The sequence below is a fragment of the Glycomyces sp. NPDC047010 genome (assembly GCF_040644205.1).
Taxonomy (GTDB): Bacteria; Actinomycetota; Actinomycetes; order Mycobacteriales; family Micromonosporaceae; genus Glycomyces.
The window spans coordinates 38,943-55,708 of record NZ_JBEYVY010000009.1; the positions used below are offsets into that span (position 1 = coordinate 38,943).

General features: G+C 73.3%; 8 protein-coding genes and 1 pseudogene. 8 read left to right on the forward strand and 1 reads right to left on the reverse strand.

The window, feature by feature from the left end:
* Window positions 1-95 precede the first annotated feature (95 nt).
* The 4 genes from AB0A65_RS18575 (at window position 96) to AB0A65_RS18590 (ending at window position 9,116) form a co-directional block, all read left to right on the forward strand.
* On the forward strand, window positions 96-7,058 hold the full coding sequence (locus tag AB0A65_RS18575; protein ID WP_359952676.1) for a DUF5979 domain-containing protein: 6,963 nt from the start codon (window positions 96-98) through the stop codon (window positions 7,056-7,058).
* A 59-nt stretch (window positions 7,059-7,117) separates the two neighbouring features.
* Window positions 7,118-7,381: a GlsB/YeaQ/YmgE family stress response membrane protein gene (locus AB0A65_RS18580; RefSeq protein ID WP_359952677.1), complete on the forward strand. Its 264-nt coding sequence runs from the start codon at window positions 7,118-7,120 to the stop codon at window positions 7,379-7,381.
* A 49-nt stretch (window positions 7,382-7,430) separates the two neighbouring features.
* On the forward strand, window positions 7,431-8,384 hold the full coding sequence (locus AB0A65_RS18585) for a DUF389 domain-containing protein (protein WP_359952678.1): 954 nt from the start codon (window positions 7,431-7,433) through the stop codon (window positions 8,382-8,384).
* A gap of 81 nt (window positions 8,385-8,465) precedes the next feature.
* Window positions 8,466-9,116 carry a hypothetical protein gene (locus AB0A65_RS18590; protein ID WP_359952680.1) on the forward strand — a complete coding sequence of 217 codons (651 nt, stop codon included), beginning with the start codon at window positions 8,466-8,468 and terminating at the stop codon, window positions 9,114-9,116.
* Here the strand turns inward: AB0A65_RS18590 and AB0A65_RS18595 are convergent.
* Window positions 9,084-11,636 (reverse strand): helix-turn-helix domain-containing protein, encoded by a 2,553-nt coding sequence (locus AB0A65_RS18595; RefSeq protein ID WP_359952682.1) that lies wholly within the window; start codon window positions 11,634-11,636, stop codon window positions 9,084-9,086. The genes AB0A65_RS18590 and AB0A65_RS18595 overlap by 33 nt on opposite strands.
* A gap of 165 nt (window positions 11,637-11,801) precedes the next feature.
* Here AB0A65_RS18595 and AB0A65_RS18600 point away from each other — a divergent pair, with 165 nt between their 5' ends.
* From AB0A65_RS18600 to AB0A65_RS18615, 4 genes and pseudogenes are all read left to right on the forward strand, one after another.
* Entirely contained in the window at window positions 11,802-12,329 is a 528-nt protein-coding gene (locus AB0A65_RS18600; RefSeq protein WP_359952684.1) for a twin-arginine translocation signal domain-containing protein, read from the forward strand.
* Window positions 12,330-12,464: 135 nt separating this feature from the next.
* Window positions 12,465-13,154, forward strand: a complete 690-nt coding sequence (locus AB0A65_RS18605) for a response regulator transcription factor (RefSeq protein ID WP_359953047.1) — start codon at window positions 12,465-12,467, stop codon at window positions 13,152-13,154.
* Between the two features lie 455 nt (window positions 13,155-13,609).
* A pseudogene (locus tag AB0A65_RS18610) lies at window positions 13,610-14,551 on the forward strand (HAMP domain-containing sensor histidine kinase); the annotation flags it as partial.
* A gap of 199 nt (window positions 14,552-14,750) precedes the next feature.
* Complete coding sequence (locus AB0A65_RS18615; protein ID WP_359952685.1) at window positions 14,751-16,757, forward strand: glycosyltransferase; 2,007 nt, start codon at window positions 14,751-14,753, stop codon at window positions 16,755-16,757.
* The last annotated feature ends 9 nt before the right edge of the window (window positions 16,758-16,766 follow it).

Consider the following 16,766-nt stretch of genomic DNA (forward strand, 5'->3'; position numbering starts at 1 on the left):
CCGCACTTTCCGACATCTCTTCGTCACCGGGAGTGATACCGTCCCGAAGGCTGTGCCCCGTGCACAGTGGCCGGTCGTCGATAGCGGAGGTGTCCATGCGGTCGTTCGGACGGAAGACGGCGGCTGCGTTCCTCGCGCTGACGGTGGGCCTGGTCATGCTGCTCGTCCCGGCCACGGCCGCCTCGGCCCAGCAGGACGGGACGCTGACGCTCGCCAAGACCGCCTCCGCAGAGACCGTCCAGCCCGGCGAGACCTTCACGTACACCGTGGTCATCGGCTGCACCTCCTTCACGCCCAGCTGCGCCGACGCGGTGCTCACCGACGTCGTCCCCTCCGAGTTCATCGTCCAGGGCGCCCCGCAGGTCACCGGCGGCACCGGCGCCTCCACGGTGGACGGCCAGACCGTCACCGTCGTGTTCGACCAGAGCTTCAGCGACGGCACCACCGGCCTCGCCGCCGGCGCGACCGCGACCGTCCAGATCCAGGTCAAAGTCGACCCCGACCTGCCGCACTCCGCCGACGGCATCCCGGTCACCAACAACGCCACGGTCACCGCCTCGAACGCCGCGAGCAAGAGCGGCAGCGCCACCGTCACGCCCTCCGTCCCCCTCGACCTCGCCGTCGAGGCAACCAAGTCCTTCGACCCCGACCAGGCCGTCGCCCGACCCGGCACCGCCACCACCCTCACCCTCGGCGCGACCGACGCCTCCAACGGCGACGTCGACTCCCTCACCATCACCGACCCGACCGACCCCGCCGCCAGCCCCAACCCCTTCGACTACCTCGCCTTCACCGGCTTCGGCGACACCACCCTCCCCGAAGGCGCGGACCAGGTCCTCGTCGAAGTCTGGGTGGACGGCGCCTGGGTCGCCGGGACGCCAGGCCCCGAAGCGGTCCTGCCCGACGGCGTGGACGCGGCCGACGTGCGCGGCGTGCGCCTCACCTACACCGACTCCAGCGGCGACCCGCTCCCCGCGGGCGGCACCGCGGGCGTCCAGATCGACCTCGTCCAGCGCGACAACGTCACCGACATCGACGCCCAGACCGTCGCGGCCAACACCGTCACCGCCGAGACCGCCGCCGAAGGCCAGACCGCCACCGGGGACGCCGCCGCCGACTACACGATCGTCCCGCTCGACATCGCCGCCGCCGCGACCAAGACCTTCGACCCCGACCCCGTCGCCGCCGGAGACCCGTCCACCGTCACCCTCACCGGCACGAACGCCGGGACCGCGGTCGACACCATGACCATTACCGAGCCCGACCCGTCCACGGCCAACCCGTTCACGAACGGCCTCACCTTCACCGGCTTCACCGACGGCGTCGCCTGGCCCAGCGGCGCCACCGCCGCCACGGTCACCTACACCTACGACGACGGCACCACCGAGACCCTCGACGCCACCGACCCCGACACGCTCCCCGCGCCGAACGGCACCGTCACCGGCTTCACCGTCGTCTACACCGGCGACATCATCGCCGGGGCCCAGGCCACCATCCCGTTCACCGTGGACACCGACCCCGACCAGACCGCCGACGAGACCGTCCACGCCAACCAGGTCCTCGTCGAGGTCGCCGAAGGCGACGACACCGGCTCCGCGACCGCCTCCGACACGCTCACCACCCTCGCCGCGCGCCTCGCGGTCGAGGTCGGCAAGCGCATCACCCCGACCGAGATCAACTCCGTCCCGGGCGAGAAGGTCGTCGTCCAGCTCCCGTCGCGCGTCTCGCCGTTCCCGGCCTCCACCGCCGACGCCACCCACATCGTCGTCCAGGACCCGGCCACCGTCCCGCCGAACCCCGACCCGGACCCGTTCTGGAACAGCTTCAACGCCACCGCCATCACCCAGACCGCGATCCCCGCGGGCGCCACCCTCACCGTGTCCTACTGGGACGGCACCCAGTGGGTCGTCCTGCCCGGCGCCGAGGACCTCCAAGGCGCGGCCGTCGTCAACATCCCGATCCCGGCCGACCTCCAGGACGACATCCAGGGCCTGAAATTCGACTACTACGACCCCGACGGCTTCGAACCCGGCACCTCCGTGTCCCCGAACTTCCAAGCGGCCCTCCGCGACCAGAAGCGCGACGGCTCCGGCGCCGCCGCCGGGTCCGACGAGACCATCACGGACTGCGCCTCCGCCGCCGCCTCCAGCGACGACGTCACCGCGCCCCGCCCCGACGACGCCTGCGCCACCGTCGACCTGATCCCGGTCGACCCCGGCGAGGGCTCCCTCATCGACAAGACCTTCCTCGAAACCGAACCCGGCGCGGGCAAGACCATCACCGCCCGCTCCGGCGACCGGATCGACGCGCAGATCAACTGGTCCACCGGCGGCTACTCCGGCCTCGACCAGGTCGTCATCTCCGACGTCGCCGACCCCGAGACCACCGCCGTCGGCGACTCGTTCTTCAACGCCTTCGACCTCGTCGCGATCGACGCCGTCAGCGCCGCCGACGACCCCTGGCTCACCTACGACGCCGTCGACCGCGTCGAACTGTGGAACGGCACCGAATGGGTCCGCGCCTCCGGCGACCCCTGCCCCGACGCGTGCGACGGGACCTTCCCCGGCTACACGCTCACCGCCGCCGAGCAGGCGTCCACCACCAGCGTCCGCCTCGTCTTCACCGAGAGCCCCACCCGCGCCGACCGCATCGGCGCCGACCCGACCCTCCCGCAGGTCGGCGACGGCGTCTCCCGCTCCAGCGGCAACGACCGCGCCCTGCGCCTCACCTTCCAGATCCGCGACGAGGTCCGCGACCCCCAGGCCGACCCCGACCCGGTCCTCGGCTCCCGCGAGTACAACGTGGCCGGATCGCCCGGCGAGGTCCACGACACCGCCCGCGCCACCGGCTCCACCGGCGGCGACCAGGTCGTCACCGACACCGGCGCCGACGACGTGCTCATCATCGACGTGCCCCTGAACGTCGACGTCGCCAAGGACTGGACCGGCGGACCCCTCGGCGTCCCGCCCACGGGCACCGACGCCGCGAGCTACCCGTCAGGGCGCGTCTCGATCACCGCGACCAACCGCACCGCCGCGAAGGTCGACAACCTCACCATCGCCGAACCGAACACGGACGACCCGTTCGACGTGTTCGACCTCAAGCAGATCGTCGCGATCACCGTCCCCGACGGCGCCACCTCCACCACCGTGACCCTCACGTTCGCGGACGGGACGACCGGCGCGTACACCGCGGACGAGGCGCTGGCGCTCACCGAGGCCGACCTCGCCGACGCCGTCGGCATCACCGTCGCGCACGACGGCCGCATCGACGCGGGCGCCACCGCGGGCCTCACGCTCGACCTGCGCCTGCGCGCCACGCACCGCTCCACCGGGGACGCGGTCACCACCGCCGACTCGCCGGTCGCGAACGACGTGCAGGCCAAGGTCGCCGACCTCGGCGGCACCGACGAGGACAAGCCGACCGCCACCGACGACGCCGCGATCGTGCTCACCGGCGTCGACCTCACCGTCACCGCCGGGAAGTCCTTCAGCCCCACCCAGATCGTGGAGCCCTCCAACGGCCCCGTCACGATGACGATCACCGGCAGGCCCGGCGGCACCACCCGCGCGAACCTCATGACGCTCACCGACGACGAGCCGCTGCTGTGGAACCAGTACGACTTCTCCGGCTTCGGCACGTTCAAGTTCACGGCCCCGATCGACCGGGTCCAAGTCGACGTCCTCACCGGCGGCACGTTCACCGACGACGGCTCGGGCGTCACCGTCACCGGCGCGACCTGGACGAACGGCACGCCCGCCACCTCGCTCGCGCTGCCGGACGGCGTCGCCGCCGCCGACGTGCAGGGCCTGCGGTTCACCTTCACCCGCGCCGACGGGAAGATCTGGGAGAACCCGGCGAACCCGCTCCAGGCCGTCAACGTCGCCCTCGTCCGCCGCGACGAGCTGCGCACCGGCGGCCCGGTCCAGTCCGACCTGGCCGGCAACGACCCGGCGCCCGGCGAGTCCGATGCGGGCATCGCCACCAACACCGTGGACGTCGTCGCGAAGGGCGCGGTCATCGTGGACGGCGAGCCCGTGAGCGCCGAGGACTCCGCGACGGCCACGGTCCTGTACCGGCACGTCAATAACGCCGTCAAGGTGGTCAAGCTCGCCGACGGCGCGGTCGACGGCGGTGTCAAGGCCCCCTCCGCGGCCGTCCCGTACACGCTCCAGATCACCAACACCGGCAGCCGCGCGGTCGTGGACCCCGTGATCACCGACGTGCTCCCGACCGACGCCACCGGCGCCCAGCTCCGGTGGGACGAGGATAAATATCCCGGCGGCGAGGGCGCGTTCGCGTACGCGCTCGCGGGCGACGCCCCGGAGCCCCCGAGCGGCACGGCCCTGCCGACCGACGCCGCCGACGTCGCGCCCGACATCACCGGGAACGTCGAGCGGATCGAGTTCACGTTCCCCGCTGGCTCCGTCCTCGAAGTGGGCCAGACCTACACGATCACCATCCAGCTGACCGTGCGCCCCGGCGTCGCCGCGGGCACGGTCGTCGCCAACACCGTCGGCGTGAGCGGCGACCGGCCCTGGGACGAGTGCGACGGCACCCTGGACGCGGCCACCGGCGAGTGCAAGGCGACCGCCTCGGTCACCGTGACCGCCGCGGCCTCCATGCGCTCGGTCAAGACCGTCATGGCCGAGGACGACGAACTCGGGAACCTCTCCACCGACGCGGGCACCGACGCCGCGGACTGCACGCCGGACTCGGCCGGGTTCTACAAGTCGCCGTGCGTGCCGATCCTCAAGCCCGGCGGCGACCACTGGTGGCGCTTCGAGGCCACCAACTCCGGGAACCTCTCCCTCAGCGAGGTCACCGGCTTCGACCAGCTGCCCGCGCCCGGCGACACCGGCGCGATCAACCCCAACCAGCGCGGCTCCGCGTGGCGCCCCGTCTTCGAGGGCACCGCGCGCCTGACCACGCCGGTCCCGGCCGGGACCGTGCTGCGCCTGTACTGGACCGCCGACCCGAAGCAGTGCACCAGGACGAAGGCCGTCGACTGCCCGGCGATCTCCTGGACCCCGTTCCCGCAGTACGGCGGGCCCGCGTTCACCGAGGACATCCTGGAGAGCGTCACCGCGCTGCGCTACGAGGCGGTCTTCCCCGACGGGGACCTGTTCGACCCGCTGGAGAAGGTCGGGTTCGAGTTCCGCATGACCGCGCCCGCGGCCTCGCCGGAGGACGGCCCCGACACGATCGCCTGGAACTCCGCCTCGGTCGGCGGCATCGCCCAGACCGGGAGCCGCACCGAGGCGTCGATCGAGCTGCCGCTCACTGAGGGCGAGCGCGTCGGCGTCGCCCTCGCCACCGGCCACCTCGCGATCCGCAAGGAGGTCACCGGCGACGGCGCCGCGTACGCGCCCGAGGAGTTCGTCCTCAACCTGAAGTGCCGCTCGGCGGTCGGCACCCGCGTCGAGGACGATGTGGACCTCGGCGACGACGCCGTGCAGACCGTGACGGCCGGTGAGACCGTCACCGTGACCGACCTCCCGTACGGCGCCGAGTGCACCGTCACCGAGGACGACGCGAACGGCGCGACCTCCTTCGAGACCACCACCGTCACCGTCACGCGCGAGACCGACGACCCGCTCACGATCGTCGCAGTGAACACCTACGACCTCGCCGGACTCGTCGTGCGCAAGAGCGTCGACTCGGCGGCCGTCGACCAGAACGGCGACCCGATCACCTACGGGCCCTTCACCGTCCGCGTCGACTGCACGTTCCTCGGGGAGCCCGTCTACGCCACGGGCTACAGCGCCGACGACCCGATGACCGCCGAGCTGAGCGACGGCGCCACCGCCGATTTCACCGGCCTGCCCGCGGGCGCGGCCTGCACCGTCGCCGAGACCGACGCGAAGGGCGCCGACGTCGCGATCACCGTGGACGACGGCGGGAACGCGGTCACCACGAACGGCTCCAGCGCCGACATCACGCTCTCCGCCGACGCGGACGGCTCCGTCAACATCGCGACCATGTCGAACACCTTCGGCACCGGCTCGCTCCGGCTCCTGAAGAAGGTCTTCGGGTCCGGCACCGGCCCGGTCACCCCCGGCCCCTTCACGATCGAGGTCACCTGCACGCTCGACGACGACTCGGGCACCCGCACCGTCTACGAGGGATCGATCGTCCTCGGCGGCACCAGGCCGCTCGACGCGACCATCGCGGACCTCCCCGAAGGCGCGGCGTGCACCGCCGTCGAGACCGGCAAGGGCGGCGCGACGCTCTCGGCGATCCTGCCCAGGTCCGTCACCGTCGGCTCCGGGACGACCTCCACGCTCTACGCCTTCAACGTGCTCTCCTCCGGTTCGCTCCGGATCACCAAGGAGGTCACCGGGAACGGCGCCGACCTGTACGGCGCCGGGCCCTTCACCGTCTCGCTCGACTGCACGTTCGACACCGGCGAAGGCATTGTGGCCGTGACCGTCCCCGGCGGCCCGACCCGCGAGTTCACCGCCGACGAACCCGCGCTCTACGAGGGCCTGCCGACCGGCTCGGTGTGCACCGCGACCGAGACGCAGACCGGCGGCGCCACCGAGGTCACCGTCACCGGCGAGAACCCGGCAACCATCCCGTTCCGCGACACCGCCGAGCTGACGGTCACCAACCGGTTCGACCTCGGCGGCCTCGCGGTCGCCAAGCGCCTCGACGGCGCGGGCGCCGCGGACCACCGCGGCGACGAGTTCACCGTCAGCCTCAAGTGCACACTGGACGGCTCCAGCGTGGACGTCCCCGGCGGTGCCGAGCGCACGATCACCGGCGGCGGCACCGCCGCGTACACCGACCTCCCGGTCGGCGCCGACTGCACGCTCACCGAACCCGGCGACGGCGGCGCCGACCGCACGGCGCTCAGCGTCAACGGCGCCGACGGCGGCACGTTCACCGTCGCCGCCTGCGACGACGACACCTGCGACGCCGCCGAGGTCACCAACACCTGGGACGGTTCCACTTTGACCGTGACCGGCACGGACCTGCGCTCCGCGGCCGCCGCGGCCCTGGTCTTCCTGGTCGTCGGCGCGGGACTGCTCCTCGGGACGCGGCGCCGGGTGTGAAACCCGCGCGGCGGGGGAACAGAGGAGACAGGACGATCCACAGACCACGGGAGGTCGCCATGATCGGATTCATCGTCGCCGGACTCGTCATCGGTGCGCTCGCGCGCCTGATCAAGCCCGGCAAGCAGTCGCTCGGCATCATCGCCACGCTCGTGCTCGGGATCGTCGGGTCCGTCATCGGCGGCACCGTCGCCAACCTGCTCGGCACCGGCGACATCTGGGAGTTGAACATTTTGGGCTTCATCGTCGCGGTCATCGCGTCGGTGCTGCTCATCGGCGTGGCCGAGGCGATCACCTCGGGCCGCGGCAAGACCGCCCACTAGCGCCCGCCGGTCGGCGGCCGGGTAGGCGCGATGGGGCACAATGCCCCTTGTGCTGCATGTCCGAGTCATCACCCCGGCCGCCCTGACCGGCGAGGTCCTCACCGCCGCCGTCGACTGCCCGGCGGTCGCCAACGTGATCCGCCTGCCCGGCGCGGCGGTCGACCCCGCCGGCGACTGCGTCGAGTTCGACGTGGCCCGCGAGGGCGCCAACGAGATCCTCGCCGACCTGCGGGCCCTGGGCCTCAAGGAGACCGGCGCCATCACCGTCGAGGAGATCGACCTGTCGATCTCCGACGCCGCCGACAAGGCCGAAGCGGACGCGCCCGGCCACTCCGAGGACGCCGTCATCTGGGAGGAACTCGCCGCGCGCACCGCCGCCGAGACCCGCCTGACCTGGTCCTACCTGGTGTTCCTGGCCCTCGCCGTGCAGATCGCGGCCATCGGCGCCCTCCTGGACCAGCCGATCCTCATCGTCGGCGCCATGGTCCTCGGCCCCGACTTCGGGCCCGTCGCCGCGTTCTGCTTCGGCGCCATGCGCCGCGACCTGCCGCTCATCGGCCGGGCCGCCCGCACGCTCCTCGTCGGCTTCGCCGTCGCCATCGCCGTGACCCTCGCGTGCGCCGCCGTCAGCCGCGTCTTCGGCTGGATCGAGCCGTCGATGCTCGACGACCGGCCCCTGACCAGCTTCATCATCCACCCCGACCGTTGGTCGTTCATCGTCGCCGTCCTCGCCGGGGTCGCTGGCATCCTCTCGATGACCGCCCGCAAGTCCCAGGCCCTCGTCGGCGTCTTCATCTCCGTCACCACCGTCCCCGCGGCCGGGAACATCGCCGTCGCCATCGCCCTCGCGCACTGGGACGAGGTGGGCGCGTCCCTCGTCCAGCTCGGCGTCAACCTCGCCGGACTCGTCGTCGCCGGGATCGGCACCCTCCTCGTCCAGCGGTTCCTCTGGAACCGCTTCGAGCTCGGCCTCAACACGTCCGCCGTGCCGCGAGGGCGCTGACACGACGGCCATGGGCCGTTCATCCCCCGGAGGCCCGGTCGTCCCCTGCCGGCCACCCCGGTGTGATTGCGTGCGGAACCGATGACCTTTCTCCTGTCGCTCATGCTCGTCGGCGGGGTCGTCCTCGCCGACTTCTTCCTGCCGGTGGTCCCCAGCTCCGCGGTCGTGACCACCGTCGTCGGATTCAGCCGGGACGAGCCCGCGCTCATCGCGGCGGTCCTGATCGCCGCGGCCGGGTCCTCGTGGCTCGGCGAGGTGCTCGGCCACCGGATCTTCCGCGCCGTCCGCAGCGGTCGCCGCACCGACGCGCCGCGCGCGGTCACCGGCCTGGTGACCCGCACCGTCCTCGACGTCGAACGGGCCCTTCGCCACGCGGTGGACGCCCACCCGTACCGGGCCGCCGTCGCCGCCAGGTTCCTGCCCGCGGGGCGCACCGCGTTGGCGTGGGTCGCGGCCGGTTCCGAACGGGTCCCCTACGCGCGCATGGCCGCGCTCGGCGCGAGCCTGTGGGCGGTGTACGCGGTGGGCCTGGGCCTGCTGGCGGCCACGATCGCCGGGCCCGACGTCGAGTCCCTCGTGGGCTGGATCGCCGCGCTCCTCGGCGCGGGCGGCGTGCTCACGTGGGTGATCAGGCGCCGCAAGTCCCTGCGCCCGGCCGCCCCCGAGGAGCCCGAACCGGTGCGGGACACCGCGAACGTCTTACTGCGCCTGCCGTTCTGCGCAGTCGGCTAGGAGCTGGACCGAGACGGCCTCGCCGGGCCCGTGCCCGGTCTCGCGGTGGATCCGGAGCGCCTCGCGCGCCCGCTCGGCGGCCGCGTCGACGCGCCCCGCCTCCAGGTCGACCGCGGCGAGGACGTTCAGTGCGCGCCCTTCGAGGAACCGGTAACCCGCGTCCCGCGCGGTCCGGTACGCCAGCTCGGCGGCCGCCCCCGCACTTGAGTCGCCATTGTGGAGCAGCGCCGCGGCCCGGCCCGCCAGCGCCTCCACGCGGTGGAACACCGTGGCGTCGTGCTCGGTCATGGCGAGCACGCGGTCGTACAGGGCCACGGCCTGGGCCGCGTCCCCTTCGGCGTCGCAGGCCGCCGCGAGCGTGACCATGCCCGCGGCCCTGATGCGGTGGTCGGCCGCCTCTATCCGTTCGCTGACGACCTGGGACGCCAGCTCGCGGGCCTCGGCGGTCCTCCCGGCGGTGAGGAGGAGCCGGGCGCGCACGCCGGGCAGGTCGCCGGTCCTGTCGACGCCGCCGGTGCCGCCGAGGAGCGCGGTGGCCTCCGCGAGGTGGGCGTTGGCGATGTCGAGGCGCCCGCGGAAGCCCTCGATCTCGGCGAGGTGGGTGAGGACGATGACGCTCATCGCGTCGTTGCCCGCGGCCTTGGTGAGCTTGACGGCCTGTTCGAGGTAGCCGATGCCGGTGTCGAGCTCGCCGAGGAGGGAGTGGAAGAGGCCGAGCCAGTGGAGGTTGGTGGTCTCGGCGCGGTGCTCGCCGATCTCGCGGTAGGCGTGGAGGGCGTTCTGGGCGTGCGCGAGCCCTTCGGGCATGCGGCCGCGGTGGTAGCAGGCGACGGCGAGGTTCCCTTCGGCCGAGGCCGCGCCCGCGGGCCAGTCGGCTTGGCGCGCAAGGGAGGCGGCCTCGCGCAGGTGCGCGATGGCCTCGTCGTACTCGGTGAGGCGCAGAAGCGAGCAGCCGAGGGCCATCGCGGCGGCGGCGCGTCCGAGCCGGTCGTCCGCGACGGTGGCCGCTTCGAGGGCCGTGCGGCTCAGGCGGGCGCCGTCGGCGCCGAGCATGTTCAGCCACGCGTACCCGCGGACGACGTCGGCCATGAGCCACGTGAACGGCGCCCGGCCCTGGTCGGCGGCGTACTCGACTGCGGCGCAGAGGTTCTCCCACTCCGCGGCGAGCCACTGCGCGGGATGCTCGGGCGCGGCGTACGCGTGGAGCGGCTCGGGCAGCTCCAGGCCGACCATGGCGCCGTAGAGCGCGGAGCGGCACGCGCCCGCGCTCTGGAGGTACCAGTCGAGCAGCCGGTCCAGGGCCGCGTCGCGGTCTTCTTGTGGCGCTTCGGCTTCGAGGAGTTCGGCGGCGTAGAGGCGGATCAGGTCGTGCAGCCGGTACCGGCCGCCGCCGTCGGGTTCCACGAGGTGGCCTTCGACCAGTGTCCGGAACGCGCGGGCGGCCTCGGGGCCGCCGTGCAGCGCGGCGGCCGCGTCGGTCCCGAAGTCGGGCCCGGGGACGAGGCTGAGCAGCCGGAACAGCCGCGCCGCGTCGGGTTCGAGGGCCCGGTAGGACCAGGAGAACACGGCCCGCAGGTCCACCGAGTCCTCGTCCACGGCGAGCGCGTCGAGCCGCGAGCGGTCGAGTTCGTCCGCGACGGCGCCCAGCGGCAGGCCCGGCTGCGCCGCGGCCCGGGCGGTGGCGATGGCGAGTGCCAGCGGGAGTCCGGCGCACAGGTCGGTGATCCGCTGCGCCGCTTCGGGTTCGGCCTTGATCCTGGCGGACCCGAGCCGCTGCTCCAGCAGTACGGCCGCCTCAGTGGAACCGAACGCTTCGACCTCGACCACCGCGGCGCCGTGCGAGACGGCGAGGCCGACGAGCCTGCGGCGGCTGATGACGACGGTGTGGACCTGCGCGGCGTCCGGCAGGAGCGGCCGAACTTGGGCGGCGTCCCTGGCGTTGTCGAGGATGAGGAGTCGCCGCGCCGAGCCCATGACGCTGCGGTACATGGCGATCTGCGCTTCGGGCGCGGCCGGGAGGCGCCCGGCCTCCACGCCGAGGGAGGCGAGCAGGTGGCGGACGGCCTCGGCCGGGTCCGTCGCGGCCCCCTCGGGTCCGAAGCCGCGCAAGTCGATGTAGAGGCGCCCGCCGGGGAACCGCGCCGCCGACCGGTGCCCCCAGTGGAGCGCGAGCATGGTCTTGCCGACGCCGCCGACCCCGGTCAGGACCACGAGCGGCGGGGCCGCGTCGAGGACCGCGAGGGCCGCGGCGCGCCCGGTGAACTGTGCCGTGCCCGACGGGAGCGTCACCGGCGCCGTGGCCCGCGGGGCCGCGGGGCCGCCGTACAGCTCTGCCAGGCCGTCCTCGTCCAGGCCCAGGGCGTCCACGATGAGGCGCAGCGTCTTCGGCTGGGGCCGCACCCGCCCGGACTCGATGTCGCGGACCGTGCGCGTGCCGACGCCCGCCTTCAGCGCCAGCTCCTCCTGCGACATCATCGCCCGCAGGCGCAGCGGCCGGAGATTGACATGGGCTTCGGGCATGCGGCAATGATAGGCCGCCCCTCCACTGGGCTCCCGCGTTCCCACGGCCCGGGCCGCCGGTATCCCGCCGTCGTTCCGCCTCGCCGCCGCGGGCCCGTCCGCGAAGGATGAGGGGGACCGGCCGGACGATCCCGTACCGGCCGTCCCCCCTCTGAGGAGCACGTCATGACCGAACGACCGAACCTCTCCCGGCGCCGCCTGCTCCAGGCCGCCGCCCTCGTCCCCGCGGCGGCCGTCCCGGTGATCGCCGTCGGGAGTCCCGCGAACGCCGCGTACCTCGGCAACATCGTCCGCGCCGACGTGATCGAGCGCGCGCAGAACTGGTACAACCGCAACATCCAGTACAACGGCGGCAGCCGCGCCACCGACATCGACGGCGCGCACACGTACCGGCAGGACTGCTCGGGCTTCGTCTCGATGAGCTGGCACAGCGCCACCCCCGGCCACAGCACCCGCACGCTCCCGGACCTGTGCACCCGGATCAACTGGGGCCAGCTCAAGCCCGGCGACATCGTCAACTCCTACGACAACCACTGCATGCTGTTCCACAAGTGGAGCACCACGAGCGGCAAGATCTGGATCTACGACCTGGCGACGCCCGAGCTCGACATGCGGCACGTCCAGGTCACCACCGCGAACCTGCGCGCCCAGAACTACATCCCCTGGCGCTACGACCGCATCCGCGACAACTGACCGCCGCCCGCCCCGGGACCGCCGCCCGGCGGCCCGGGGTGGCCCGCGCGCCATAGAATCCTTCGCATTCTGTTGGCCGCCGCTTCACTCCCCGCTCGACGCGGCGGCAGAGCATCGGTGACGGAGGTGGTGGCATTGCTGCTCGTGATCGCCGACGACGAGGACGCCGTGTGCGACTCGCTGTCGCGGACGTTCCGCTTCGAGGGGTACGCGGTCCGCACCGCGAAGGACGGCCGCGAGGCCCTGGACGCGATCCGGGAGCACCGCCCCGACGGCGTCGTCCTCGACGTGACCATGCCCGTGCTCGACGGCCTGGAGGCATGCCGCCTGCTGCGCGCCGAAGGGAACCTCGTGCCGGTCCTCATGCTCACCGCCCGGGACGACGTGAACGCGCGCGTCGCGGGCCTCGACTCCGGCGCCGACGACTACCTCGCCAAGCCCTTCGCCCTCCAGGAGCTCCTCGCCCGCGTGCGGGCCCTGGTGCGCCGCACCAGGTACGAAGCCCTCGCCGAGGAGACCCCGGAGCTCCGCTTCGACGACCTCACCCTCAACCCCGTCACCCGCGAGGTCGAGCGCGCGGGCCGCCAGGTGCGCCTCACCCGCACCGAGTTCGCGATCCTCGAACTGTTCATGCGCCACCCGCGGCAGGTGCTCACCCGGTCCGTCCTGTTCGAGGACGTCTGGGGCTTCGACTACGGCGGCGGCTCCAACAGCCTCGACGTCTACCTGGGGTACCTCCGCAAGAAGCTGGAGGCCGACGGCGGGCGGCGGCTCCTGCACACCGTCCGCGGCGTCGGCTACGTGCTCCGCGAAGCGGCCCTGTGAGGCTGCGCCGGCGGCCCCGCCCCGGGCGCCTCAGCATGCACGCCCGGGTCGCGCTGCTCACCGCGATCGGCGTCATGTTCGCCGTCGCCGTCGTGTCGCTCTCGGCCTGGTACATGATGCGCAAGCGCATGTACGAGAACCTCGACATGCAGCTCCAGAACGACGCCGAGACCGCCGCGCAGGCCGAGACCCCCGACGACGCCCTGCACGACATGTACGCCGCCGACCTCCCCGCCAGCGACTGGCGCGAGATGGACGACCTGCCCGCCGAGGCGCAGCGGCTCCTCACCTACGACGGCCCGCCGCCGCCGATCATCGTCCGCTTCCTCGACGAGGACGGGTTCGCCGTCTCCAGCACCGAGGGCTCCCAGTGGCTCGGCGGCGTCTACCCGCCGCCGCCCCTCCTCGCCGACCACGGCATCGGCCTGGAGATCGCCGACGCCGGGCCGGGGGGCATGACCGTCTACCGCGTCGCGACCATCCGCACCGACGACGGCGCCGTCCAGGTCGCCCGCCTCGTCACCGGCATCGAAGGCGTCCTTGAGGACCTGCTGTTCCTCGTCGCCTACGTCGGGTTCCTCGGCGCGCTCCTGTCCGGCGTGGTCGGCTGGGGCGTCGCCCGCACCGGCCTGCGCCCGCTCCACCGCCTCACCGGCGCCGTCGAGGACGTCGCCCGCACCCAGGACCTCCACTCCACGATCACCGTGGACGGCCAGGACGAGATCGCCAGGCTCGCAACGGCGTTCAACCGCATGATGACCGCGCTGAACACCGCGAAGGCCGCGCAGCAGCAGCTCGTGCAGGACGCCGGGCACGAGCTGCGCACCCCGCTCACCAGCCTCCGCAACAACGTCGAACTCCTCACCTACGCCGAGACGCAGGCCGTCTCGGGCCGCACCCTCGCCGCCGAGGACCGCGCCCGCCTGCTCCGCGACCTCGGCGCGCAGGCCGAGGAGCTGACCGCGCTCACCGCCGAACTCGTCGAACTCGCCATGGAGAACACCGACCCCGAACCGCTCGTGCCCCTCGACCTCGCCGAGGTCGTCCACGGGGCCGTCACGCGCGCCCGCGCCCGCTGGCCCGGCATCGTCTTCGCCGTCGCCACCGCGACCGCCGTCATGGACGGCCAGCCCGGCGGCCTCGCCCGCATGGTCCTCAACCTCCTCGACAACGCCGCGAAGTGGAGCCCCCAAGGCGCCATAGTGGAAGTGCGCCTTCGCATCTCCGCGAGCGGGAGCCGCGCCGTGCTCACCGTCGCCGACGAGGGCCCCGGCATCGGCGAACCCGACCGGCCCAAGGTCTTCGAGCGGTTCTACCGCGCCGAGGAGGCCCGCTCCATGCCCGGCTCCGGCCTCGGCCTCGCGATCGTCGCCCAGGTCGTCGCCACCCACGGCGGCGACGCTGAGGCGGGCGCCTCGCCTTCGGGCGGTGCGGAACTGCGGGTGCGCCTGCCGGTCAGCGGGCGGCTGCGCCAGTTCTTAACGAACTCGGCGACCTCTCTTAAGAAGTTTTCATCCGCGGCCGCGAGAGTCGGGTCACGGGTCCCGGACCCGTGCGCACCCCCCGCCCGCAAGTGCCGCGATCTGAGAGGACCTCATGCTGATCCTGGCCATCGTTCTCGCCGCCGCCGGAGCCAGCTGCATGGCCGGCGCCGCCCACCTCCAGCACGGGGCCGTCCACCGGTCGACCACCGGCCCGGTCCTGCGCCTGTCCGCACTCCGCACCATCCTGCGCACCCCCGAGTGGTACCTCGGGAACGGCCTCGTCGTCCTCGGCGCCGGACTCCACATCATCGCCCTCACCCTCGCCCCGATCACCGTCGTGCAGCCGATCGGCATGCTCGCCCTGGTGCTCACCGTCGTCCTCACCGGCGTCGCCCTCACCCGCACCGTCGCGCTCGCCCTCGCGATGAGCGTCCTCGGCGTCGTCGGCCTGACCGTGCTGTCCACCTTCGGCACCGGCACCGTCGTGCCCGCCCCCGACATCGGCGCCGCCCAGTGGACCCTGCTCGCCGCGGCCGCCGCCGCGCTCGCGGCCCGCTTCGCGACCGGCGCGAGCCGTGCCCTGCTCCTCGCCGTCGCCGCGGCCGTCCTCTTCGGATTCACGTCCGCCCTGGTCCGCGCGGCCGCCGTCGCCCCGATCGCCGCCGAGCTGCTCGTCCTGGTCCTCGCCGAAGCCGCGGTCGCGGCGCTGGCCGGGGCCTGGCTGCTGCACAAGGCGTACGCGGCCGGGCCCGCCGCGACCGCCGTGGGCGCCACCACGATCGTCGACCCGCTCGTCGCGGTCCTCATCGGCGGCCTCGCGTTCGCCGAGACCTCCGGGACCACGCTCGTCGCGATGACCGCGCCCGCCGCCCTCGCCGTCACCGGGCTCGTGGTCCTCGCCCGCGCCCTCCCGCCCCGCAGCGCGCCCGCCGCGACACCCGAGCGCCGCGAGGGCCCGCTGCGGATCGCCATCACCGCCGACACCTACTGGCCGGACGTCAACGGCGCCGCGAACTTCGCGCACCGCCTCGCCACCGGCCTGGTCTCGCGCGGCCACGAAGTCCACGTCGTCTGCCCCTCCACCGGAAACGACACGTTCACCGCCGCGGTCAACGGCGTCACCGTCCACCGCATCGCCTCGGTCCGCACCCCCTTCCACCCGACGTTCCGGTTCTGCCCGCCCTGGCGCGCGGCCCGCGCGGTCCCGGCGCTGCTCGCCGAGATCGAACCCGACCTCGTCCACACCCAGGCGCACTTCCTCGTCGGCCGCAGCGCCGTCCGCGCCGCGACGGCCGCCGGCACGCCGCTGGTCGCCACCAACCACTTCATGCCCGAGAACCTCATGTGGCCCGCGCCGCGCTGGACCCACCGCCTCATCGCGGCCGCCGCCTGGCGCGACCTCACCCGCCTCTACGAGAAGGCCACGGTCTGCACCACGCCGACGCCGCGCGCGGCGGAACTGCTGGAGCGCAACGGCCTCGACCGGCCCGTCATGGCGATCTCCTGCGGCATCGACCGCGAGCGCTACGCCGGCTCGACCGGCCTCGCCGCGGCGCCCACGGTCCTGTTCGTGGGCCGCCTGGAAGCGGAGAAGAACGTCGACGAGCTGCTGACGGCCGCCGCGTCCCTGCCCGAGGACGTGCGCGTCGAACTCGTCGGCGACGGCAGCGCCCGCCCGCGCCTGGAGCGGCAGGCCGCCGACCTCGGCATCGCCGACCGGGTCGTCTTCCACGGCTTCATCACCGACGACGAAGTGGTGCAGGCGTACCAGCGCGCCCACGTGTTCTGCATGCCCGGCACGGCCGAGCTCCAGAGCATCGCCACCATGGAGGCCATGGCCGCGGGCAAACCGGTCGTCGCCGCCGACGCGATGGCCCTCCCGCACCTGGTGCGCCCCGGGCGCAACGGCTGGCTCTACCCGCCCGGCGACACCGCCGAACTGGCGCTGCGCCTCGGCGCGATCCTCGCCGACGAGCCGACCCGCACGGCCATGGGCAAGGCGAGCCTCGACCTCATCGCCTCCCACGACCTCGACGCCACGCTGGAGGAGTACGAGCGGGTCTACCTCGACATCGCGAACGTTCCGGCCGTCGTCCCGGAGCCGGTCGCGGTCGCCTAGCGCCGCAAC

Bases quoted from the DNA above. Each gene is read 5' to 3' on its own strand.
- AB0A65_RS18580 (WP_359952677.1), top strand. From the start codon at position 7,118: ATGATCGGATTCATCGTCGCCGGACTCGTCATCGGTGCGCTCGCGCGC.
- AB0A65_RS18575 (WP_359952676.1), top strand. From the start codon at position 96: ATGCGGTCGTTCGGACGGAAGACGGCGGCTGCGTTCCTCGCGCTGACG.
- AB0A65_RS18595 (WP_359952682.1), bottom strand. From the start codon at position 11,636: ATGCCCGAAGCCCATGTCAATCTCCGGCCGCTGCGCCTGCGGGCGATG.
- AB0A65_RS18600 (WP_359952684.1), top strand. From the start codon at position 11,802: ATGACCGAACGACCGAACCTCTCCCGGCGCCGCCTGCTCCAGGCCGCC.
- AB0A65_RS18590 (WP_359952680.1), top strand. From the start codon at position 8,466: ATGACCTTTCTCCTGTCGCTCATGCTCGTCGGCGGGGTCGTCCTCGCC.
- AB0A65_RS18615 (WP_359952685.1), top strand. From the start codon at position 14,751: ATGCTGATCCTGGCCATCGTTCTCGCCGCCGCCGGAGCCAGCTGCATG.